Annotated in this window: 18 protein-coding genes and 1 tRNA gene; 10 read left to right on the top strand and 9 right to left on the bottom strand. The window is 71.4% G+C overall.

Translation table 11 applies throughout. The features are described 5' to 3' along the window. Together ABLE53_RS16940 and ABLE53_RS16935 are read right to left on the bottom strand one after the other, a co-directional pair. Complete coding sequence (locus ABLE53_RS16940) at positions 1-3417, bottom strand: pyruvate carboxylase (RefSeq protein WP_348860235.1); 3417 nt, start codon at positions 3415-3417, stop codon at positions 1-3. 57 nt (positions 3418-3474) lie between these two features. Then, complete coding sequence (locus tag ABLE53_RS16935; RefSeq protein ID WP_348860233.1) at positions 3475-4404, bottom strand: NAD-dependent epimerase/dehydratase family protein; 930 nt, start codon at positions 4402-4404, stop codon at positions 3475-3477. A 133-nt stretch (positions 4405-4537) separates the two neighbouring features. Here ABLE53_RS16935 and ABLE53_RS16930 point away from each other — a divergent pair, with 133 nt between their 5' ends. After that, positions 4538-5233: a TetR/AcrR family transcriptional regulator gene (locus ABLE53_RS16930; RefSeq protein ID WP_348860231.1), complete on the top strand. Its 696-nt coding sequence runs from the start codon at positions 4538-4540 to the stop codon at positions 5231-5233. Positions 5234-5252: 19 nt separating this feature from the next. On the opposite strand, the gene ABLE53_RS16925 is transcribed toward ABLE53_RS16930, so the two are convergent. Continuing rightward, positions 5253-7022 carry an acetyl/propionyl/methylcrotonyl-CoA carboxylase subunit alpha gene (locus ABLE53_RS16925; protein WP_348860230.1) on the bottom strand — a complete coding sequence of 590 codons (1770 nt, stop codon included), beginning with the start codon at positions 7020-7022 and terminating at the stop codon, positions 5253-5255. 103 nt (positions 7023-7125) lie between these two features. Then, positions 7126-8160 carry an N-acetylglucosamine kinase gene (locus ABLE53_RS16920; protein WP_348860228.1) on the bottom strand — a complete coding sequence of 345 codons (1035 nt, stop codon included), beginning with the start codon at positions 8158-8160 and terminating at the stop codon, positions 7126-7128. A gap of 113 nt (positions 8161-8273) precedes the next feature. Between ABLE53_RS16920 and ABLE53_RS16915 the strand changes: the two genes are divergently transcribed. The 7 genes from ABLE53_RS16915 to ABLE53_RS16885 all read left to right on the top strand — a co-directional run bounded on the left by ABLE53_RS16915 (position 8274) and on the right by ABLE53_RS16885 (position 15142). Continuing rightward, positions 8274-9242 carry a MurR/RpiR family transcriptional regulator gene (locus ABLE53_RS16915; protein WP_348860226.1) on the top strand — a complete coding sequence of 323 codons (969 nt, stop codon included), beginning with the start codon at positions 8274-8276 and terminating at the stop codon, positions 9240-9242. Continuing rightward, on the top strand, positions 9239-9991 hold the full coding sequence (locus tag ABLE53_RS16910) for a sugar isomerase domain-containing protein (RefSeq protein ID WP_348860225.1): 753 nt from the start codon (positions 9239-9241) through the stop codon (positions 9989-9991). The genes ABLE53_RS16915 and ABLE53_RS16910 overlap by 4 nt, the downstream gene beginning before the upstream one ends. 82 nt (positions 9992-10073) lie before the next feature. Continuing rightward, positions 10074-11489 (top strand): N-acetylglucosamine/diacetylchitobiose ABC transporter substrate-binding protein, encoded by a 1416-nt coding sequence (gene ngcE / locus ABLE53_RS16905; protein WP_348860224.1) that lies wholly within the window; start codon positions 10074-10076, stop codon positions 11487-11489. A 5-nt stretch (positions 11490-11494) separates the two neighbouring features. After that, on the top strand, positions 11495-12496 hold the full coding sequence (locus tag ABLE53_RS16900; RefSeq protein WP_348860223.1) for a carbohydrate ABC transporter permease: 1002 nt from the start codon (positions 11495-11497) through the stop codon (positions 12494-12496). Further along, positions 12493-13380: a carbohydrate ABC transporter permease gene (locus ABLE53_RS16895; RefSeq protein ID WP_348860222.1), complete on the top strand. Its 888-nt coding sequence runs from the start codon at positions 12493-12495 to the stop codon at positions 13378-13380. Before ABLE53_RS16900 ends, ABLE53_RS16895 begins: the two co-directional genes overlap by 4 nt. Positions 13381-13406: 26 nt before the next feature. Beyond that, on the top strand, positions 13407-14573 hold the full coding sequence (locus ABLE53_RS16890; RefSeq protein ID WP_348860220.1) for an acyl-CoA dehydrogenase family protein: 1167 nt from the start codon (positions 13407-13409) through the stop codon (positions 14571-14573). A gap of 53 nt (positions 14574-14626) precedes the next feature. After that, positions 14627-15142, top strand: coding sequence for a GtrA family protein (locus tag ABLE53_RS16885; RefSeq protein ID WP_348860219.1), 516 nt, complete (start codon positions 14627-14629; stop codon positions 15140-15142). A gap of 72 nt (positions 15143-15214) precedes the next feature. Here ABLE53_RS16885 and ABLE53_RS16880 read toward each other — a convergent pair whose 3' ends face one another. Together ABLE53_RS16880 and ABLE53_RS16875 are read right to left on the bottom strand one after the other, a co-directional pair. Further along, complete coding sequence (locus tag ABLE53_RS16880) at positions 15215-16591, bottom strand: hypothetical protein (RefSeq protein WP_348860218.1); 1377 nt, start codon at positions 16589-16591, stop codon at positions 15215-15217. Between the two features lie 92 nt (positions 16592-16683). Next, positions 16684-17067, bottom strand: coding sequence for an ArsR/SmtB family transcription factor (locus ABLE53_RS16875; RefSeq protein ID WP_348860217.1), 384 nt, complete (start codon positions 17065-17067; stop codon positions 16684-16686). An 82-nt stretch (positions 17068-17149) separates the two neighbouring features. On the opposite strand from ABLE53_RS16875, the gene ABLE53_RS16870 reads away from it, so the two are divergent. Continuing rightward, a complete protein-coding gene (locus ABLE53_RS16870) occupies positions 17150-19072 on the top strand; it encodes a heavy metal translocating P-type ATPase (RefSeq protein ID WP_348860216.1) in 1923 nt (640 codons plus the stop codon). 37 nt (positions 19073-19109) lie between these two features. Here the strand turns inward: ABLE53_RS16870 and ABLE53_RS16865 are convergent, their stop codons facing one another. From ABLE53_RS16865 to bcp, 3 genes are all read right to left on the bottom strand, one after another. Continuing rightward, positions 19110-19706: a Maf family protein gene (locus tag ABLE53_RS16865; protein WP_348860215.1), complete on the bottom strand. Its 597-nt coding sequence runs from the start codon at positions 19704-19706 to the stop codon at positions 19110-19112. Positions 19707-19729: 23 nt separating this feature from the next. Beyond that, positions 19730-19803: transfer RNA gene (locus ABLE53_RS16860), tRNA-Leu, on the bottom strand. Between the two features lie 6 nt (positions 19804-19809). Further along, the gene (gene bcp / locus ABLE53_RS16855) at positions 19810-20283 is read right to left on the bottom strand and encodes a thioredoxin-dependent thiol peroxidase (RefSeq protein WP_348860214.1); all 474 of its coding nucleotides are present in this window, start codon (positions 20281-20283) and stop codon (positions 19810-19812) included. 71 nt (positions 20284-20354) lie between these two features. Here bcp and ABLE53_RS16850 point away from each other — a divergent pair, with 71 nt between their 5' ends. After that, a complete protein-coding gene (locus ABLE53_RS16850; protein WP_348860213.1) occupies positions 20355-20609 on the top strand; it encodes a DUF3618 domain-containing protein in 255 nt (84 codons plus the stop codon). The last annotated feature ends 37 nt before the right edge of the window (positions 20610-20646 follow it).

Genomic DNA, 20646 nt, shown 5'->3' with positions numbered 1-20646 from the left:
TCAGCCCAGCACGAGCACCAGGTCGCCGCCCTCGACGGCCTGCGGACTGGTGAGCGCGAGGCGCTGCACGGTGCCGTCGACGGGGGCGGTGATCGCCGCCTCCATCTTCATCGCCTCGATGGTGGCGACGGTGTCGCCCGCCTTCACCGCGTCGCCCTCGGCCACGGCGATCGTCACGACCCCCTGGAACGGTGCGGCGACCTGCCCGGGCTGCGACGGGTCGGCCTTCTCGGCGGCCGCCGCGTCGGACTCGATGGACCGGTCGCGCACCGGGATCGGCCGCATCTGGCCGTTGATCGTGGCCATCACCGTGCGGATGCCGCGCTCGTCGGGCTCGCCGATCGCCTGGACGCCGAGGATGATCGTCTTGCCCGCGTCGAGCCGGACGTTGTGCTCCTCGCCGGGCCGCATGCCGTAGAGGAAGTCGGTCGTCGGGATCACCGACACGTTGCCCCAGGTCGCGCGTGCCTCGACGTAGTCCCTGGTCGGGCCGGGGAACAGCAGCCGGTTGAGGGTGGCGCGGCGGTCCGGCCCGGCGCCGCTCTCGAGCGCGGCGGCGTCCTCGGCGGAGAGCTCCTGGTCGGGGGCGGTCCAGGGCCGGTCCTCGATCGCCTTGCTCCGGAACGGCTCGGGCCACCCGCCGGGCGGGTCGCCGAGCTCGCCGTGGAGGAAGCCGATGACGCTGGCCGGGATGTCGTACGACGACGGGTCGGCCGCGAACTGCTCCGGGTCGGCCCCGGCGGCGACGAGCGAGAGGGCGAGGTCGCCGATGACCTTGGAGCTCGGGGTGACCTTCGGGATCCGGCCGAGGATGTCGTTGGCGGCGGCGTACATGTCCTCGATCTGCTCGAACTTCTCCCCGAGCCCGAGCGCGATCGCCTGCTGGCGCAGGTTGGAGAGCTGCCCGCCGGGGATCTCGTGCCGGTAGACCCGGCCGGTCGGCGCCGGCAGGCCGGACTCGAACGGGGCGTAGACGCGGCGTACGGCCTCCCAGTAGGGCTCGAGCGCGTTGACCTTCGCCAGGTCGAGGCCGGTCTCGCGGTCGGTGAAGTCGGTGGCCGCGACCAGCGAGGAGAGCGGCGGCTGGGAGGTGGTGCCGGCCATCGAGGCGGTCGCCGCGTCGACCGCGTCCACGCCGGCCGCGATCGCGGCGGTGAGGGTGGCGAGCTGGCCGCCGGCGGTGTCGTGGGTGTGCAGGTGGACCGGGAGGTCGAACCGCTCGCGCAGCGCGGTGACCAGGGTCCGGGCGGCCGGCGCTCGCAGCAGCCCGGCCATGTCCTTGATCGCCAGCACGTGCGCGCCCGCCTCGACGATCTCCTCGGCCAGCCGCAGGTAGTAGTCGAGGGTGTAGAGCCGCTCGTCGGGGGAGGAGAGGTCGCCGGTGTAGCACAGCGCCACCTCCGCGACGGTCGTGCCCGTCGCGCGGACGGCCTCGATCGCGGGGCGCATCTGGTCGACGTCGTTGAGCGCGTCGAAGATGCGGAACACGTCGATCCCGGTCGCGGCGGCCTCCTCGACGAAGGCGGTCGTGACGGTGGTGGGGTACGGCGTGTAGCCGACCGTGTTGCGGCCGCGCAGCAGCATCTGCAGGCAGAGGTTCGGGATCGCCTGGCGCAGCTCGGCCAGCCGCTCCCAGGGGTCCTCGTGGAGGAACCGCAGCGCGACGTCGTACGTCGCCCCGCCCCAGCACTCCACCGACCACAGCTGCGGCGTCATCCGGGCGACGTGCCCGGCCACCGCGAGCAGGTCGTAGGACCGCACCCGGGTCGCCAGCAGCGACTGGTGCGCGTCGCGGAAGGTGGTGTCGGTGACCGCGACCTGCTGCTGGGCGCGCAGCTCGGCCGCGAAGGCCTCCGGACCGAGGGAGAGCAGCCGCTGTCGGGTGCCGTCGGGGGCGGGTACGGCGAGGTCGAGCCCCGATTCGACGCCGGGCAGCTTCGTCACCGGGTCCACGCTCACCGGCGCCTCGCCGTACGGCCGGTTGACGGTGACGTCGGCGAGGTAGGTGAGCAGCTTCGTGCCGCGGTCTCCGGACGCGCGGGCCGTGAGCAGCTGGGGGTGGCGCTCGATGAAGCTGGTCGTGATCCGGCCGGCGATGAAGTCCGGGTCGTCGAGGAGCGCCTGCAGGAACGGGATGTTGGTGGCAACCCCGCGGATGCGGAACTCCGCCACCGCGCGCCGCGCCCGCATCACCGCGTCGGCGAACGTGCGGCCGCGGCAGGTGAGCTTCGCGAGCATCGAGTCGAAGTGCGGGGAGATCTCCGCGCCGGAGTACGTCGTACCGCCGTCGACGCGTACGCCGGCGCCGCCGGGGGAGCGGTAGGTGGTGATCATCCCGGTGTCGGGGCGGAACCCGTTGGCCGGGTCCTCGGTGGTGATCCGGCACTGCAGCGCCGCGCCGCGGAGGTGGACCGAGTTCTGCGACAGGCCCAGGTCGGCGAGCGTCTCGCCCGCGGCGATCCGCATCTGCGACTGCACGAGGTCGACGTCGGTGACCTCCTCGGTCACGGTGTGCTCGACCTGGATCCGGGGGTTCATCTCGATGAAGACGTAGTTGCCCTCGGGGTCGAGCAGGAACTCCACCGTGCCGGCGTTGCGGTAGCCGATCTGCGTCGCGAACCGCACCGCGTCGGCGCAGATCCGCGTTCGCAGGTCCGGGTCGAGCCCGGGCGCCGGGGCGATCTCAACGACCTTCTGGTGGCGGCGCTGGACCGAGCAGTCCCGCTCGAAGAGGTGGATGGTGCCCTCCTCGGTGCCGTCGGAGAGGATCTGCACCTCGATGTGGCGGGGCTCGACCACCGCCTGCTCGATGAAGACCGACGGGTCGCCGAAGGCCGCCTCGGCCTCGCGCATGCACGTCTCGACCGCGTCGCGCAGGGTCTGCTGGCCGGCACCCGGCTCGTCGACGCGGCGCATCCCGCGCCCGCCGCCGCCCGCGACCGCCTTCACGAAGAGCGGATAGCGCATGCCCTCGGCCGCGGAGACGAGCGTGTCGACGTCGGTGGACGGGTCCACCGACTCGAGGGTGGGCACGCCCGCCTCGCGCGCGGCCGCGATGGCGCGGGCCTTGTTCCCGGTCAGCTCGAGGACCCGCGCGCTCGGGCCGATGAAGGTGATCCCGGCGTCGACACAGGCCTGGGCGAGCGCGGGGTTCTCCGAGAGGAAGCCGTAGCCGGGGTAGACCGCGTCGGCACCGCAGCTCACGGCCGCCTCGACGATCGCCTGGGGGTCGAGGTAGGCGCGGACCGGGTGGCCGATCTCGCCGATCTGGTAGGCCTCGTCGGCCTTCAGGCGGTGCTCGGAGCCGCGGTCCTCGTAGGGGAAGACGGCGACCGTCTTCGCCCCCAGCTCGTACGCGGCGCGGAACGCCCGGATCGCGATCTCACCGCGGTTGGCCACCAGCACCTTGGAGAACATGGCGACAAACTACCGAGCCCGGTCGCTGGCGACACAGGGGCCGTTCCAAGGGGTGGCTCACCCCTGTGCGCGCCACCACTCGACCGTCGCCTTCGCCCCGACGTCCAGGGGCGTGGGTGCCAGCCCGAGCCGCGCCTCGCTGGCCGAGGAGTCGAGCACGAAGGGCCGCTCGAACTGGTAGAGCATCTCGGCGAGCTCGCGGGTGCCGCGGTGGACGAGGCCGACGCCGCGCAGCGCCCAGCCCGGGATGCTCGTCACCGTCGGGGTGGGTACGCCGGCCACCTCGGCGTACAGCTCCACCAGCCGGCGCTGGCTCGCCGGCGGCGCGGTGGGCGCGTGCAGGAAGCCGTCCCAGAGGGCCTCGTCCTCGGCGGCCCGGATCATCGCGGCGGCGAGGTCGGGGACGTAGGTCCAGGAGTGCGGTACGTCGGGGTCGCCGAGGACCCTCATCGTGCGGCCGGCGAGGACGGTCGGGACCATCCGCTCCCCGGCGTGGGCGTTGCGCGCGAGCGGGCCGTAGAAGTCGGAGGCCGCGACGCTCACCGTCGGCGTGGGGGACGCCTCGCGCGCACGGAGCAGGTCGGCTCGCACGGCGGGCTTGCCGGAGGCCGCGTCCCGCGGCAGGTCCTCGGTGATCGGTCCCGAGACGTGGCCGTACGCGTACAGGCTCTCGGGGAAGACGACCACGGCGCCGACGCCGCCGGCGGCCTCGAGGACGGCACGCTCGGCGGCGGGCAGCTCGGTCCGCCAGACGTCCGCGCGGTAGGCGCTGCCGTGCATACAGTCGAAGACGGCCCGGGCCCCCGCGAAGGTCGCGGCGAGATCGGCGGGGCTCGACGCGTCGCCGCGACGGCGTTCGACGAGCGGGTGGTCCGGGCCGCTGCCCGAGCGGGTGAGCACGCGGACGGCCTCGCCCCGGGCCGCGAGCTGGGTGGCGATCGTGGCGCCGACGGGGCCGGCACCGATGACGACGTGGGTGGTGGTCATGGCTGTCTCCTGAGGATCGGTGGATTCGAGAGCGGTGCTCTCGTTTCCTCAGCCTGCGCTGCCGGCGATCGAAAAACAAGAGCGCCGCTCACATTTGTCTTTCCCGCTCTCGATCTGTGGCAGGATGGCGTTCATGGCAGGGACTCCGCGGCAGCGCGCCCGTGAGCGCACGATGGCCGAGATCGTCCGGATCGGCCGCCAGCACCTCGCGACCGACGGCGCTGCGGCGCTCTCGCTCCGCGCGGTCGCGCGCGACCTCGGCGTGGTGTCGTCGGCGGTCTATCGCTACGTGAGGAGCCGCGACGAGCTGCTCACCCTGCTCGTCGTCGACGGCTACGACGAGCTCGGCGAGGCGGTGGAGTCGGCCGTCGCGGCGGTCGAGACCGACGACTATGAGGCCCGGCAGGCGGCGATCGGCCGTGCGGTCAGGTCCTGGGCGCGGGCCGAGCCGGCGACGTACGCCCTGCTGTTCGGCAGCCCCGTCCCGGGCTACGAGGCGCCGGCCGAGCGGACGATGGGCCCCGGCACCCGCGTGATCAGGGCGCTCATCGCCGTCTGGGAGGAGGCGTACGCCGCCGGCCGGCTCACCCCACCGAGGGTCGAGCTCTCCTCACCGACCCTGCTCGCGGCCTTCGCGGCGGCGCGTCAGGAGCTCGGCTCCGAGCTCCCCGACGACGTGCTCGTCGCCGGGGTCTTCGGCTGGGCGGCGCTCTTCGGCTGCGTCAGCTTCGAGGTGTTCGGGCAGTACGGCCGGGACGGCCTCGGCGATCCCGACGCGCTCTTCGAGCACCACCTCGACCTGCTCGCCCGCGCCGTCGGCCTCACCTGAGCACCCGAGCAGCCCGGGCTCAGTCCTTGATCTCGGCGATGACCTGGCCGTTGGTGACGGTGGCGCCGACCTCGGCCGCGAGCCCGGTGACGGTGCCGGCCTTGTGGGCCTTGAGGGGCTGCTCCATCTTCATCGCCTCGATGACGACGATGGTGTCGCCCTCGGCGACGGTCGCGCCCTCCTCGGCGACGACCTTGACGACGGTGCCCTGCATCGGCGAGGTGACCGCGTCGCCCGAGACCGCGGCACCGGCCTTCTTGCCCCCGCCGCGCTTCGGCTTCCCCTTCGACCCGGCTGCCGGACCCGCGGCCAGGCCGCCGAGGCCGCCGGGGAGGGAGACCTCGAGGCGCTTGCCGCCGACCTCGACCACGACGGTCTGTCGCTCGTCGGCCTCGGGCGCCTCGGCGTGGTCGCCGGCGTACGGCTGGATCTGGTTGTCGAAGTCGGTCTCGATCCAGGTGGTGTAGACGCCGAAGGTCGTCCCGTCGCCGACGTAGGCCGGGTCGGCGACCACGGCCTGGTGGAACGGGATGACGGTGGGCATCCCGTCGACCTTGAACTCGGCCAGCGCGCGGCGGGAGCGCTCGAGCGCCTGGGTGCGGTCGCGGCCGGTGACGATCAGCTTGGCGATGAGGGAGTCGAACGCGCCGGGGATGGTCTCGCCCTTCTCGTACCCGCCGTCGAGGCGTACGCCGGGACCGTGCGGGGGAGCCCACTCGGTCAGCGTGCCGGGCGCGGGCATGAAGTTGCGGCCGCCGTCCTCGGCGTTGATGCGGTACTCGATCGAGTGGCCGCGGATCTCCGGGTCGTCGTAGCCGAGCTCCTCGCCGGCCGCGATCCGGAACATCTCGCGGACCAGGTCGATGCCGGTGACCTCCTCGGACACGCAGTGCTCGACCTGGAGGCGGGTGTTGACCTCGAGGAAGGAGATGGTGCCGTCCTGGCCGACGAGGAACTCGCACGTGCCTGCGCCGACGTAGCCGGCCTCCTTAAGGATCGCCTTGGAGGACTCGTAGAGCCGGGTGACCTGCTCGTCGGTCAGGAACGGCGCGGGCGCCTCCTCGACCAGCTTCTGGTGGCGGCGCTGCAGCGAGCAGTCGCGGGTGGAGACGACCACGACGTTGCCGTGGGTGTCGGCGAGGCACTGGGTCTCGACGTGGCGCGGCTTGTCGAGGAACTTCTCCACGAAGCACTCGCCGCGGCCGAAGGCGCTGACCGCCTCGCGGACCGCCGACTCGTACTGGTCGGCGACCTCCTCCATCGTGCGCGCGACCTTGAGGCCGCGGCCGCCGCCGCCGAAGGCGGCCTTGATGGCGATCGGCAGGCCGTTCTCCTGCGCGAACGCCACCACCTCGTCGGCCGACTCGACCGGGTCCTTGGTGCCGGGGGCGAGCGGGGCGCCGACCTTCTCGGCGATGTGGCGGGCCCGGACCTTGTCGCCCAGCGCGTCGATCGCGGCCGGGGAGGGGCCGATCCAGATCAGCCCGGCGTCGAGCACGGCCTGGGCGAAGGCGGAGTTCTCCGCGAGGAAGCCGTAGCCCGGGTGGACCGAGTCGGCTCCGGACCGCAGGGCCATCTCGACGATCTTCTCGATCGAGAGGTAGGACTCCGCCGGGGTGGCGCCGCCGAGCGCGTAGGCCTCGTCGGCGAGGCGGACGAAGAGAGCGTCGCGGTCGGGCTCGGCGTACACGGCGACGGAGCCGATGCCGGCGTCCTTGCAGGCGCGGATGACGCGCACCGCGATCTCGCCGCGGTTCGCGATCAGGACCTTGGACAGTGGCTTGCTCACGTCGACACTCCTTCGGATCGTTTGGCTACGCGAGTCTAGGGGAGGTACGCCGGGGCGGCTGGTGGCGCCTCTCACAGCGGACCGCCGCTCAGCGGACCGCCGCTCAGCGGAGCGGGGCCAGCGACCCGACGAGCCGCTCGAACTCGGCGGCGCCGACGCCCACGCCCGCGTGGCGCAGCGCGAGCGTCGCCGCGCCCACGACCCCGTCGGCCACCGTGTGCATGTCGGGAAGCGCGCCGCCGCCCGCGAACGCCGACACCACCCGCAGGGCGAGGGCGGGGTGGTGGGTGAGGATGCCGCCACCGAGGACGACCGGCCCGCTGACGACGGGCGACGCGACCGCCGCGAGGGTGCGGGCCAGCCCGGCGACGGCGTCTGTCACGATCCCGTCCGCCACCGCGTCGCCGTACGCGTCGAAGGCGAGGTCGGCGAACTGCGCGAGCCGCACCGGCCTGAGCGCGTACAGCCTCTCCAGCGCCCTTGCGATGACCTCCCTCCGCTCGTCGTACGACGACGTGGCGGCTGCGCCGAGGTCGAGCCGGTGCAGCAGCAGGGGAGTGAGCGCGGTCGCCGGACCGCGCCCGTCGAGGTCGGCGAGGGCGGCGCGCACGACCCGCTGGCCGATCCAGAACCCGGAGCCCTCGTCGCCGAGCAGCCAGCCCAGGCCGTCGGAGGTGGCGATCGCCTGCCCGTCCTCGACCCGGATCGCGGCGGCTCCGGTGCCCGCGACGACGCCGTACCCCTGCGGCAGGTGCGTCCCCGAGAAGTACATCGCGAGCTGGTCGCTCTCGAAGACCACCGGCGCGGTGACGCCCTCGCGCTCGAGGCCGCGGTGCAGCTCGTCGAGCGGCCCCGCGGAGCGGTGGCCGGCCATCGCGAGCACGACCAGCGACAGCTCCGAGGCGGGGACGCCGGCGCCCTCGAGCGCCATCGCTGCGCTCGCCGCCACGGCCCCGGCCGCGGCGGCCGGGCCGGACGAGGTCGGGTTGCCGCTGCCGGCCCGTCCGTAGCCGAGGCAACGACCCGACCCATCCACGACGACCGTGCGCGTGCTCGTGCCGCCGGCGTCGACGGCGAGCACCGGCTCCGCGGCCGGGCGCCGACCCGACCGCTGACCGGTCCGGACAGGTTCGCTCATCGTTACCTACTCGTGACACTTCGAGGATTGTTCGGCGGATGCTATGCAAATAGTTTTCTCTGCCATACCTTCACGGCTGAGACGAATTTTCAGGTGACTGGACGACAGTGGACGTGACGACCGCGGCGCAGGCAGCGCACACATTAGAGGGATTCGGCGCGAGCAGCCGGATCAGAGCCGCGCTGCCCCGGATGTCGGACGCGATGGCGAAGATCGGGACGCTGCTGATCGAGGACCCCTCGCTCCCGCTCCGGCTGTCGATCACCGAGCTCGCCCAGGCCGCGGGCACCTCGCCGGCGACCGTGACCCGGTTCTGCCGCGCGATCGGGTACGCCGGCTACCCGACCCTCCGCGTCGGCGCCGCGGCCGAGCAGGGCCGCGCCAGCGGGGACGAGACCTGGAAGGCCGACATCGGCCGCGAGTTCCACCCCGGGGACTCGCCGACCGACGTCGTACGCACCCTCGTCAACGCCCACAGCGTCGCGCTCGCCTCCACCGCCGACGCGATCGACCCCGACCTCATCGCACGGGTCGCGGCGGCGGTCGCCAGCAGCGGCCACGTCGACATCTACGGGATCGGCGGCAGCGCCGGCATGGCGGTCGAGCTGCAGGCCCGGCTCTACCGGATCGGCATCAACGCCCACGCCTGGAGCGAGGTCCACGTCGCCCTCACCAGCGCCGCCCTCCTCGGCGAGACCGCGGTCGCGATCGCCTTCTCCAACACCGGGCGGACCGAGGAGACGATCGAGATGCTCACCCTCGCCAAGTCCTCCGGCGCCTTCTCCGTCGCGGTCACGAGCGACCCGACCTCACCGCTCGCGGAGGTCGCCGACGCCCACCTCGCGGCCGTCGCCCCGGGCGCCTACCTCCAGCCCGACGACCTCTCCGCCAAGCACGCGCAGCTGTTCGTGATCGACCTGCTCTACCTGCTCGTCGCCCAGCAGGACTTCTCCCGTACGACGAGCCTGCTCGCCGCCTCCGCGGCGGCCGTCTCGCCGCACCGCCGTCGACAGCGAGGCGCCGCGCGTGCCGGCCGCGCTCCGATCAAGACCCCGACGACGCCGTCGAAAGGAACCCGATGACCGCCTTCGCCGACTTCTCCGCGGAGGTCACCCGTCGCCTCGCCGAGATCGACGCCGACGTACGCTCCGGCGGGCTCGACGCCGCGCTCGACCTGATCGTGGCGTCGCTGCGCGACGGCGGCGTGCTGCAGGCGTTCGGCACGGGCCACTCCCAGGCCTTCGCGATGGAGATCGCCGGGCGCGCGGGCGGCCTGATCCCGACCCACGCGGTGGCGCTGCGCGACCTCGTCCTGCTGGGCGACCGCGACGTCTCGGTGCTGCGCGGCGGCACGCTCGAGCGGGACGAGACCGTCGTGGACGACCTCTTCGCGCTCTACGGCTTCCACCCGGCCGACGTCTTCCTCATCGCGTCCAACTCCGGCGTCAACGGCTCGATCGTCGGGCTCGCGCTGCGCGCCAAGGCGGAGGGCCACCCGGTCATCGCCGTGACCAGCCTCGAGCACACCAACGCGGTCGCCCCGAAGCACCCGAGCGGCCGGCGCCTGGCCGACGTCGCCGACGTCGTGCTCGACAACCGCGCGCCGTACGGCGACACGACGCTCGCCCTGGGGGACGGGCTCGGCGTGGGCGCGGTCTCGTCGATCACCGCGGCGTACCTCGCCCAGCTCCTCACGATCGGCGCCGCCGAGCGGATCGGCGCGAGCGGTGAGGTCCCGCCGCTCTACATCTCGGCCAACGTCCCCGGCGGCGACGAGCACAACGACGCCCTCAAGGAGAGGTACGGCGAGCGCATCGCCGGCCTGGCCTGACACACGTCCCCGCCGATCGGGTGGCGGGTCCGAAACGCAGCAAGCAGCACACACCGACATCCCACCTGAAAGGCAGGAACCGATGACTCACCAACCCGGTCTCGTGGACCGCCGGAACCTCCTCCGTGGCGCGCTCACCGCGGCGGCGCTGCTGCCGCTGGCGGGCCCGCTCGCCTCCTGCTCCTCGCCGAGCAGCGGCGGCGGCTCCGAGGAGTCCGGCCCGAAGTCCGCCTCCAACCCGTTCGGACTCAAGGACAGCACCAGCGTCGAGGCGGTCATCTTCAACGGCGGCTACGGCTACGACTACGTCACCTACGCCACAGAGCAGGTCAAGAAGCAGAAGGGCTTCTCCGGCGTCACGTTCAAGGTGTCGCCGTCGACGCAGATCGCGCAGGAGCTCCAGCCCCGCTTCGCCGGCGGCAACCCGCCCGACCTGATCGACAACTCCGGCGCCGGCATCATCGGCTTCAACACGATCGCCGACCAGCTCGAGACGCTCGACGACGTCTTCGACGCCGACAACTACGAGGGCACCAAGATCGCCGACACCCTCTACCCGAACGCCAAGGCCACCGGCACCTACAACGGCCGCTTCGTCGCGATGAACTACGTGATGACGCTGTACGCCGTCTGGTACTCCGCGTCGCTGTTCGAGGAGAACGGCTGGACCCCGCCGAAGACGTGGGACGAGGCGCTCGACCTCGGCGCGAAGGCCAAGGCGAAGGGGAAGTACCTCTGGGTCTGGGGCAAGGAGGCGGCGACGTACTACCGCACCCTCGCCATCGACTCGGCGGCCAAGGAGGGCGGCGACGAGGTCCGCCTCGCGCTGGAGAACCTCGAGTCCAAGGCCTGGTCGCACCCCGCGATCCAGGGAGTCTTCGAGAAGCTGGGCGAGATGGTGAAGCAGGGGATGTTCGTCCCCGGCGGCGCGGGCACGCAGTTCACCGCCGCGCAGGCGAAGTGGAGCAACGACCAGCTCGCCCTGCTCTACCCCTCGGGTGGGTGGATCGAGAACGAGATGAAGAAGGCCACGAAGAAGGGCTTCGAGATGACCGGCTTCCCCGAGCCGACGCTCACCGACAGCCCCGAGATGGGGTACACGGCGCTCCGGGCCGCCTCCGGCGAGGGCTTCATCGTGCCCAGCCAGGCCAAGAACCCGGCGGGCGGCAAGGAGATCCTGCGGGCGATGCTCTCGAACGCCGCGGCGACCAACTTCTCCAAGACGCGCCTTGCGCCGACGATCGTGAAGGGCACCGTGCCCTCCGACGGGTTCGGGTCCACCGCCCTGAAGTCGCAGTCGAAGCTGCTCGACGACGCCGGCGACAAGGTCTTCAACTACCAGTTCTACGACTACTACGGCATGGACAGCGACCAGCTGGTGGTCTGGAACTCCTTCCTGTCCGGCGACACCGACGTCGCCGGGCTGACCAAGGGGATGCAGGAGATCAGCGACAAGGTCGCCAACGACTCCTCCGTCAAGAAGCTCAAGATCACGTGACAGCCATGAGCACCAGCAGTACGACGACGGGCGGCCGCCCCCGCGTGGCCGCCCGACGGCGGCTGGCCCGCTGGCGTGGGCTGCTGACCTTCGACCGGATCAGCTTCATGCTGGTGTTCCTCGGGCTGCCGCTCGCGATCTTCGTGATCTTCGTGCTCGTGCCGGTCTGCCAGGCTATCTTCTACTCCCTGACCGACTGGACCGGGTTCTCGCCCGAGATGCACGTCGTCGGCCTCGCCAACTTCCGCAAGCTGGCCCACGACGACATCTTCCTCCACGCCGTCCGCAACAACGTCCTGCTCGCCCTGGTGGTCCCGTTCGTGACGCTGACGCTCGCGTTCGCGATCGCGGTCGTCGTCACCATGGGCGGTCCCAGCACCGGCACGATCCGCGGGATCCGGGCAGCGGGCCTCTACCGGATCGTCTCCTTCTTCCCGTACGTCGTGCCCGCGATCGTCATCGGCCTGATCTGGGCGCAGGTCTACGACCCCGCCGCGGGGCTCCTCAACGGCGCCCTCACCAAGGTCGGGCTGCACGGGTTCGAGAACTTCGCGTGGCTCGGGGAGGTGAAGAGCGCGATGCCGGCCTCGATGTTCGTGATCATCTGGGGCTCGATCGGGTTCTACACGGTGCTCTTCGTCGCCGCCATCAAGGGTCTCCCCGCCGAGATCTACGAGGCGGCCCGGCTCGACGGCGCGGGCCGTTTCCGCACCGCGGTCTCGATCACGCTGCCGCTCGTCCGGGACAACGTCCAGACGGCGTACATCTACATCGGCATCCTCTCCCTCGACGCCTTCGTGTTCATGCAGGCGCTCAACCCGAACGGCGGGCCCGACAACTCCACCCTCACGATGAGCCAGTACCTGCTGACCACCGCCTTCAAGAAGAGCCAGTTCGGCTACGCCACCGCGATGGGCGTCGTGCTCGCGCTCATCACCCTGCTGTTCGCCACGCTCGTCTTCCTGGTCAACTACCTGACCGGCGGGCGCGAGAGGAGGAAGGCATGACCGCCGTGGCCACCGACGAACGCGTCGTCGCACCGCACCGCCGTAGCGCGCGCAGCGGGGGGGACATCGCCGTCGAGACGACCTCGCACGTCCTGCTGGTCATCTGGTCGGTGATCGTGGTCGTGCCGTTCCTCTGGGTCGTGCTGTCGTCGTTCAAGACGACCAAGGAGATCCTGCACTCGCCGTTCGCGCTCCCGGCGCACTGGCGGTTCGCGAACTACTCCGAGGCCTGGACCGACGCCGGGATCGGCCGGTTCTTCCTCAACACCGTGCTGGTCGTCGCCAGCGCGCTGGTGATCGTCATGCTGCTCGGCGCGATGTGCGCCTACGTCCTCGCGCGGTACCGGTTCCCCGGGCGCCGGCTCATCTACGGCCTCATGCTCGGCGGACTCGCCTTCCCGATCTTCCTCGTCATCGTCCCGCTCTTCTTCGTGCTGCGGAACGTCGGCCTCCTCAACACCCTGCCCGGGCTCACGCTGACGTACGTCGCGTACGCGCTGCCGTTCACCGTCTTCTTCCTGTACGCGTTCTTCAAGACGCTGCCGCACGACGTCTACGAGGCGGCGACGATCGACGGGGCGGGGGAGTGGCGGACCTTCTTCCAGATCATGCTGCCGATGGCCGGTCCCGGCATGGCGAGCGTGGCGATCTTCAACTTCCTCGGGTTGTGGAACCAGTTCCTGCTCCCAGTGGCGCTCAACACCGACCAGAGCCACTACGTGCTGACCCAGGGGATGGCGAGGTTCTCCTCCCAGGCCGGCTACTCGGTCAACTTCGGTGCGCTCTTCGCCGCCGTCGTCATGACCGTGGTGCCGGTGCTCGTCGTGTACCTGTTCTTCCAGCGGCGGCTCTCCGGCTCGGTCGCGACCGGCACCTTCCGATGAAGGTTAATGAACGCTAACCTGCGGACATGACCTTCGAACTCTCCCGCGAGCACGAGGAGTTCCGGCACGTCGTCCGTGACTTCGCCGAGGCCGAGATCGCGCCGTACGCCGCCCAGTGGGACCGCGACCACCACTTCCCGGTGGAGGTCGTGCAGCAGATGGGCAAGATCGGGCTCTTCGGCCTGACGGCCCCGGAGGAGTACGGCGGCGCCGGCGGCGACTTCACCTCGCTCTGCGTCGCCATCGAGGAGCTCGGCCGGGTCGACCAGTCCCTCGGGATCACGCTCGAGGCCGGCGTCGGGCTCGGGATCAACCCGATCCTCACCTTCGGCACGCCGGAGCAGAAGGAGCGCTGGCTGCCCGACCTCGTCGCCGGGCAGAGGCTGGCCGGCTTCGGGTTGACCGAGCCCGGCGCCGGCTCCGACGCCGGCGCCACCAAGACCCGCGCCGAGCTCGTCGGCGACGAGTGGGTCGTCAACGGGGCCAAGCAGTTCATCACCAACTCCGGCTCCGACATCACCTCCGTCGTCACCGTCACCGCTCGGACGGGCGCGCGCGAGGGCGGCAGGCCGGAGATCAGCGCGGTCCTGGTCCCGGCCGGCACGCCCGGGTTCACCGCGGAGCCGGCGTACGACAAGCTCGGCTGGCACGCCTCCGACACCCACCCGCTGACCTTCGAGGACGTCCACGTCCCGGCCGACCACCTGCTCGGCGAGCGCGGCCGCGGCTACGCGCAGTTCCTCGCCACGCTCGACGACGGCCGGGTGGCGATCGCCGCGCTCGCGGCCGGCTGCGTCCAGGCGTGCCTCGACCACTGCCTGGCGTACGCCGCCGAGCGGCAGACCTTCGGCGTACCCATCGGACGCAAGCAGGGCGTGGCCTTCCAGCTCGCCGACCTCGAGGTGATGGCGCAGGCCGGCCGGCTGCTCACCTACAAGGCGGCGGCGATGAAGGACGGTGGCGCGCCGGTGGCTGACTTCAAGCGGGCGGCGTCGGTCGCGAAGCTCTACACCTCCGAGGCGGCGGTCACGGCGACCCGGATCGCCACCCAGGTCTTCGGCGGCTACGGCTTCATGGAGGAGTACCCCGTCGCCCGGTTCTACCGCGACGCCAAGATCCTCGAGATCGGCGAGGGCACCTCGGAGATCCAGCGGATGCTCATCGCACGCGGCCTCGGCCTGCCGGTGGAGTGATCGGCGGGACCGCGTTCGGGCTCCCTTCACCTGCAGCCTTTAGGCTGCTGCGCATGCGCGCAGGACGCCTGGCCGGCGAGGCCGGCCGCTTCATGGCGGTCGGCGGCATCGCGACGGCCGTCGCGTTCGTCCTGTTCAACCTGCTCGCGCACGGGCTGTTCGTGCCGGCGGTCCTCCCGTCGCACCCGATCCTGTCCTACGTCCTCGCCAACACGGTCGGGATGCTCATCAGCTATGAGCTGAGCCGCCGGTGGACGTTCCGGTACCGCGCGTCCGACCACCCCGACGGCGGCTTCACGGCGTACGTCGTCATCAACGTCGCCACCATGACGATTCCGGTCGCCTGCCTGTGGATCAACCGGAACTGGCTGGGACTCTCGGACCCGATCTCGGACAACATCGCAGCCAACGTGATCGGGATCCTGCTCTCGCAGGTGGCGCGGTTCTATCTCTTCCGGCGGTTCGTGTTCCACCGGCCGATCCGCTACACCGAGGTCTACGAGGACCCCCGCGCGACCGCCCGCGCGGCGCGGGTGCTCGACGAGATCACCGAGGAGGTCACCGACTGACCGGCGGCGTGGCTCGGGTCGCCACGGCACTGCGTGAATGCCACGGGCACTGCGTGAATTCGGCCGAGCCGGTCAGGCTGCGGTCGGCTGCCGGTGGCGTCGTAGGAGGGCCGCCTCGCCCTCGGTCAGGACGTGGGTGCCTGTCGGGTCGACGAGTCGGAGCAGGCCGTGGGGCGTGCGCCAGAGGTAGCGCCCCAGACCGAGCTGCTCGACGGTGTAGCCGAGATGGGTCTTGGCGCGGTGGGAGCTGCGTGAGAGTGGGGCGGCGTTGAGATCGCTCGTCTGGCCGGGAGGTCCACCGGGGTCGTAGGGGACCGGGTGGTCGAGGTCGCCGCGACGGTTGGTGGACGTGGCGTGCGGGAAGACGTCGCCGACGGCAAGGCGGAGTCTGGTCCGCTCCTTGAGGTGTTCGGGGTGCTCGTAGCCGTTGACGCTGCGGATCTGGGCCAGGTCGACGACCGGGGTGAGCTCGATGTCGGCATGGCCGAGGAGCCGGGAGAGGTGTGAGGCGAGCATCGGCCCGAGGCCCTCCACCCGGGTGAGGCCGTCTCCGGAGAGCAGGGTCGACTCGTGGAGGTGCACGTAGACCTTCGCTCGGTCTCTCTTCCGTCGTCTCGCCGGCGGCTGGTCGGGGGTGGAGGCGTCGTCGTTGATCAGGTCGAGGACCTCGTCGGGCCTGGCCAACAGCTCGAGTGCCCGCGCTCGAAGCTCGTCGTGGCTGAGTGGCCCGGACTCGGCGTCGGACTCCGGGTCGGGAGCGTCGTCGGAGTGCGCCGCCAGCCGGTCGGCGACCTGGGTGATGAGTGCGTTGAGCTGGTAGGCGGCGGCCGGGTCGATCTTGGCGAAGAGGGACTGCACGGCCCGGCCCGAGTCGGGATGGGCGGGGTCGGCGGGCCGAAGCCGGCCGAGCCAGACCCCGCGCTCGCGTCGCCTCTGCTCGAGCTGGGCCTCGTGGGCGGCGGTGTCGGCCTCGATGATCTTGGCCTCGGCGATGGCGATGAGGCGGGCCGGGGACTCGTGGACCGCGGCGGTCACCGCCTGGTCGACCACGCCGACGGCGCGTTGTGAGAGGCGCCTGGACATCCTGGCGACCTTACGGGCCAGCCAGGGCTCGCACTCGAGCCCTCGGGTCGCTGCCCAGAGCGCGGGAAGCCGGTGGCGCAGGTCGAGGGCGTCGGCGGTCGCCGACCGCGTCGCCGCGGCGGACGCGTGGCGCGCGATCGCGAGCTCGGCCAGGCACAGCTCCCGCACCGTCGGCGTCCCGTCGCCGCCGAGATCGATCAGCCGCTCTCCGCCCGGCACCTCGAGGGCGGGCGCCTCGCCGTGCAGGTCCGCCCAGGCCAGGCACACCTCGAGGTCGTCGACCTCGGCGGCCCGGCGGGCGCGCAGCACCGACTCGGCGCGGTCGAGCACCGTGCGCGGGTCGAGGAGGTCGGGGCTGGCTGCCATGGACCCGAGTCTACCCGGCATCGACCCATATTAGAACAGACGATCGATAATCCACAGGTACCCGTCAAGATGTTGCCGGCCGACCGCCGACCTCAGTGAGGGTGCGGGTTCACCGCGGCGGACTGACCGCGGCGTCCGGCATCACCGTGCCGGAGGTGCTCGGCGTGGTAGAGCGCCTGGTCGAGCAGCTCGGCGACGTGATCGTCGTAGAGCTCGTAGACGATGGAGCGCCCCTCGCGCTCGCCGGTGACGAGGCCGAGGTTGCGCAAGATCCGCAGCTGCTGGGAGACCGCCGGCTGCTCCATCCCGACCGACTCGGCGAGCTCACCGACTGTCGACGGCGCCCGACGCAGCCGGTCGAGGATGAGTAGCCGGCTGGACGAGGCGAGTGCCTGCAGGGTCGCCGCGAGCGACTTGGCCGAGGTGGCGTCGAGCTCGGCCCGCGCCCCGGCGCTTCCCTCCCCGATGTGACCCATGCTGACATCCTACCGACGTTTTCATGCATATATGTGCATGTGATTATCCTTGGGTGTGACGACCCTCCAGGACCCTTCCCCCTTGGCTGTCCGCCCCCTACCCGCCCGCCGCTCGCCGTGGGCCTCGGCATGGGACCTGCTGGAGGTCCGCTGGGCCGGCCTCGCCCTGGTGCTCTTCGCCCTCGGCGGCATCGCCGAGCTGACCGGCGCGGCCTCGCCGCTGTGGTGGGCGCTCTATCTGGCGTGCTACGTCGCCGGGGGCTGGGAGCCCGCGCTGGCCGGTCTCCGGGCGCTGCGGGAGAAGACACTGGACGTCGACGTCCTCATGATCGTGGCCGCGATCGCGGCGGCGGCGATCGGCCAGGTCCGCGACGGTGGGCTGCTGATCGTCATCTTCGCGACCTCGGGCGCGCTGGAGGCGTTCGTCACCCGGCGTACGGCCGACTCGGTCAGCGCGCTGCTCGAGCTCACTCCGGACCGGGCGACCCGGGTCCATGCCGCCGGCGAGGAGGTCGTAGACGTCGCCGAGCTCGAGGTGGGAGACCGGATCCTGGTCCGGCCCGGTGAGCGGATCGGCGCGGACGGCGTCGTCGTCGAGGGCTCCAGCGAGGTCGACCAGGCGACCATCACCGGCGAGCCTTTGCCCGTGCTCAAGAGCATCGACTCGGAGGTCTACGCGGGCACCGTCAACGGCACCGGGTCGTTGACCGTACGAGTCGGCGCAGCGGCACACGAGTCGGTCGTGGCCCGGATCGTCGCGCTGGTCGAGGACGCCTCGCAGACGAAGGCGGCGACGCAGCTGTTCATCGAGAAGGTCGAGCAGCGCTACTCCGTGATCGTGGTAATCGGGACCTTGCTGATCGTGGCCATCCCGCTGATCGCCGGCGCCGCGTTCCAGCCCTCGTTGCTGCGCGCGATGACCTTCATGATCGTCGCCTCGCCCTGCGCCGTCGTACTCGCCACCATGCCGCCGCTGCTGGCTGCCATCGCCAACGCCGGCCGACACGGGGTGCTGATCAAGTCGGCCGTCGCTCTGGAGAGCCTTCGGGGCGTGGAGGTGGTGGTGTTCGACAAGACCGGCACGCTGACGCACGGCTCGCCGCTCGTGGTCGACGTAGTTCAGCTTGCCGACCACTCGGCCGACGACGTGCTTGCCGCGGCCGCCTCTGCCGAGCAACACAGCGAGCACCCGATCGCGCGTGCCGTCGTCGCGGCGGCCCGGGCCCGCCGGCTGACCCTCTCGGCTGCCGGAGAGTTCCACGCCACCCCGGGCCGCGGCATCACCGCCCGTGTCGCGGACCGCACGCTGAGGGTCGGCTCGCCGCTGCTCCTCGATGAGCTCTCCGGAGCCGAGGCCGTACGCCCGTCCGTCGTCGACCTCGAGGAGGCCGGGCACACTGTCGTGGCCGTCATCGTCGACGACCAGCCCGTCGGCCTGATCGCCCTGACGGACGAGATCCGGCCGACCTCCCGTCCGACCGTCGAGCGGCTCAGCGCAGATGGACTGCGGTCGATCCTCCTGACCGGCGACCATGCTCTGGCCGCCCGTCACGTCGGCGACCGCGTCGGAGTCGCCGAGGCGTACGGCGGGCTGTTGCCCGCGCACAAGGCGGCCACCATCACCGCCCTCCAGGACGAGGGCCGCCGCGTCCTCCTGGTCGGGGACGGCATCAACGATGCCCCGGCGATGGCGACCGCCGACGTCGCGGTTGCGATGGGACGCGGCGGCTCAGACCTGGCCGTGGAGACCGCCGACGTGATCCTGGTCCACGACGACATCGCCGCCATCCCCGCCACCGTCGAACTCGCACACCGCGCGCACCGCGTCGTCAAGGCGAACATCATCTTCGCCGCCTGCGTCATCGTCGCCCTCGTCACCTGGGACTTCGCCGGCCATCTGCCGCTGCCGCTCGGCGTCGCGGGACACGAGGGATCGACCGTCGTCGTCGGCCTCAACGGACTGCGCCTGCTCCGCAGGCACGTGTGGAAGGCCGATGCCACGTAGGTCCGGCCCCGTGGCGGCCGCCTCGACGCGGAAGGTGCTAGCCCCAGAGCTCGGTCCACGAGTGGCCGAGCTCAGCCAGCAGGTCCCGCAGCAGCGGCAGGCTGAGGCCGACGACGTTGTGATGGTCGCCCTCGACACCGGTGACGAACGCGCCGCCCAGGCCGTCGATCGTGAACGCGCCCGCCACCACGAGCGGCTCGCCGGTGGCGACGTACGCCGCGATCTCCGCGTCGCTCACCTCGGCGAAGTGGACGACGGTGGCGGCGGTTGCGGAGACCGTCTTGCCAGTGGCGGTGTCGGTCAGGGCGTGACCGGTGAGGAGTACGCCGGAGCGCCCGCGCATCTCCTGCCAGCGCCGGGTCGCCTCCTCGGGGCTGCCCGGCTTGCCGAGCGCCCGGCCGGCGAGCTCGAGGACGCTGTCGCAGCCGAGCACGAGCGCGTCAGCGGGGAGGTCGTCGCGACCTGCGACGGCGGCGCACTTCAGCTCCGCCAGCTGCAGCGCCAGCTCCGCGGGCGGAAGCCCGTCCAGCTGCTCCTCGTCGACCCCGCTGACGATCACCGTCGGCTCGACGCCGGCGGCCCGAAGCGTCTTCAGGCGGGCGGGGGACTGGCTTGCGAGGACGAGCGTCGGCATGAGGGTCACCCTATGGTCGTGCGTGCGCCCGGAGAGACTCGAACTCTCACTGAACAGGACCTAAACCTGTCGCCTCTACCTATTGGGCTACGGGCGCGGGATCTCAGACCTTGTTGAGCTGGAGGTCCTTGCGCAGCTTGGCGACGTGGCCGCTGGCCTTGACGTTGTACTGCGCGAGGAAGACCTTGCCGTCCTCGTCCACCACCACCGTGGAGCGGATGACCCCCTCGACCTCCTTGCCGTACAGCTTCTTGGTGCCGTACGCGCCGTACTCCTTCATGACCGTCTTGTCCGGGTCGGACAGCAGCGTGATGGTGAGGTGGTCGCGCTCGCGGAACTTCGCCAGCTTCTCGGGCTTGTCGGGGGAGATCCCGACGACCTCGTAGCCCTGCGCCTGGAGCGAGTCGAGCGAGTCGGTGAAGTCGCATGCCTGCTTCGTGCAGCCGGGCGTCATCGCGGCGGGGTAGAAGTAGACGATGACCTTCTTCCCGAGGTAGTCGCTCAGCGCGACCTCCTTGCCGGTGTCGTCGGTCAGCGTGAACTCGGGAGCGGTGTCGCCGGGCGCGAGACGGGTCATGCGGCACAACCTACCGTCCGGTCGCCGCCCGGATCGGCGCTGGGCCGGTCTGAGGGGCTAGTCTCTGCGCCATGGCCAAGGCAGACCCGACCTCCGCCCTCGAGAGCGAGATCGAGGAGATCCGCGAGCGACTGGCGGGCACGATCGACCAGCTGCTCTACCGGTCGAGCCCGAAGACCATCGCCCAGCGGCAGATGGCCGCGGTCAAGGCGGTGTACGTCGACCCCGCGACCGGCCAGCCGAGGACGCTCAACATCCTCGCGACCGTCGGCGGCGTGGTGGGGACCATCGCCCTCTTCGTCGCCCTGCGCAAGGTCGCGAAGTAACGCGCCGCCGACCTCATCCAGAACCTCATCCAGATCA

Source organism: Nocardioides asiaticus, from assembly GCF_040049175.1.
Classification (GTDB): Bacteria; Actinomycetota; Actinomycetes; order Propionibacteriales; family Nocardioidaceae; genus Nocardioides; species Nocardioides cheoyonin.
Note: the sequence above shows the minus strand (reverse complement) of the source record. Positions and strands in the feature narration are given on the sequence as shown.

Excerpts from the sequence above, each read along its gene's own strand:
- ABLE53_RS16865 (WP_348860215.1), bottom strand. The coding sequence starts at position 19,706 with ATGCCGACGCTCGTCCTCGCAAGCCAGTCCCCCGCCCGCCTGAAGACG.
- ABLE53_RS16885 (WP_348860219.1), top strand. The coding sequence starts at position 14,627 with ATGCGCGCAGGACGCCTGGCCGGCGAGGCCGGCCGCTTCATGGCGGTC.
- bcp (WP_348860214.1), bottom strand. The coding sequence starts at position 20,283 with ATGACCCGTCTCGCGCCCGGCGACACCGCTCCCGAGTTCACGCTGACC.
- ABLE53_RS16875 (WP_348860217.1), bottom strand. The coding sequence starts at position 17,067 with ATGGGTCACATCGGGGAGGGAAGCGCCGGGGCGCGGGCCGAGCTCGAC.
- ABLE53_RS16930 (WP_348860231.1), top strand. The coding sequence starts at position 4,538 with ATGGCAGGGACTCCGCGGCAGCGCGCCCGTGAGCGCACGATGGCCGAG.
- ABLE53_RS16890 (WP_348860220.1), top strand. The coding sequence starts at position 13,407 with ATGACCTTCGAACTCTCCCGCGAGCACGAGGAGTTCCGGCACGTCGTC.
- ABLE53_RS16940 (WP_348860235.1), bottom strand. The coding sequence starts at position 3,417 with ATGTTCTCCAAGGTGCTGGTGGCCAACCGCGGTGAGATCGCGATCCGG.
- ABLE53_RS16910 (WP_348860225.1), top strand. The coding sequence starts at position 9,239 with ATGACCGCCTTCGCCGACTTCTCCGCGGAGGTCACCCGTCGCCTCGCC.
- ABLE53_RS16935 (WP_348860233.1), bottom strand. The coding sequence starts at position 4,404 with ATGACCACCACCCACGTCGTCATCGGTGCCGGCCCCGTCGGCGCCACG.
- ngcE (WP_348860224.1), top strand. The coding sequence starts at position 10,074 with ATGACTCACCAACCCGGTCTCGTGGACCGCCGGAACCTCCTCCGTGGC.
- ABLE53_RS16920 (WP_348860228.1), bottom strand. The coding sequence starts at position 8,160 with ATGAGCGAACCTGTCCGGACCGGTCAGCGGTCGGGTCGGCGCCCGGCC.
- ABLE53_RS16895 (WP_348860222.1), top strand. The coding sequence starts at position 12,493 with ATGACCGCCGTGGCCACCGACGAACGCGTCGTCGCACCGCACCGCCGT.
- ABLE53_RS16850 (WP_348860213.1), top strand. The coding sequence starts at position 20,355 with ATGGCCAAGGCAGACCCGACCTCCGCCCTCGAGAGCGAGATCGAGGAG.
- ABLE53_RS16880 (WP_348860218.1), bottom strand. The coding sequence starts at position 16,591 with ATGGCAGCCAGCCCCGACCTCCTCGACCCGCGCACGGTGCTCGACCGC.
- ABLE53_RS16900 (WP_348860223.1), top strand. The coding sequence starts at position 11,495 with ATGAGCACCAGCAGTACGACGACGGGCGGCCGCCCCCGCGTGGCCGCC.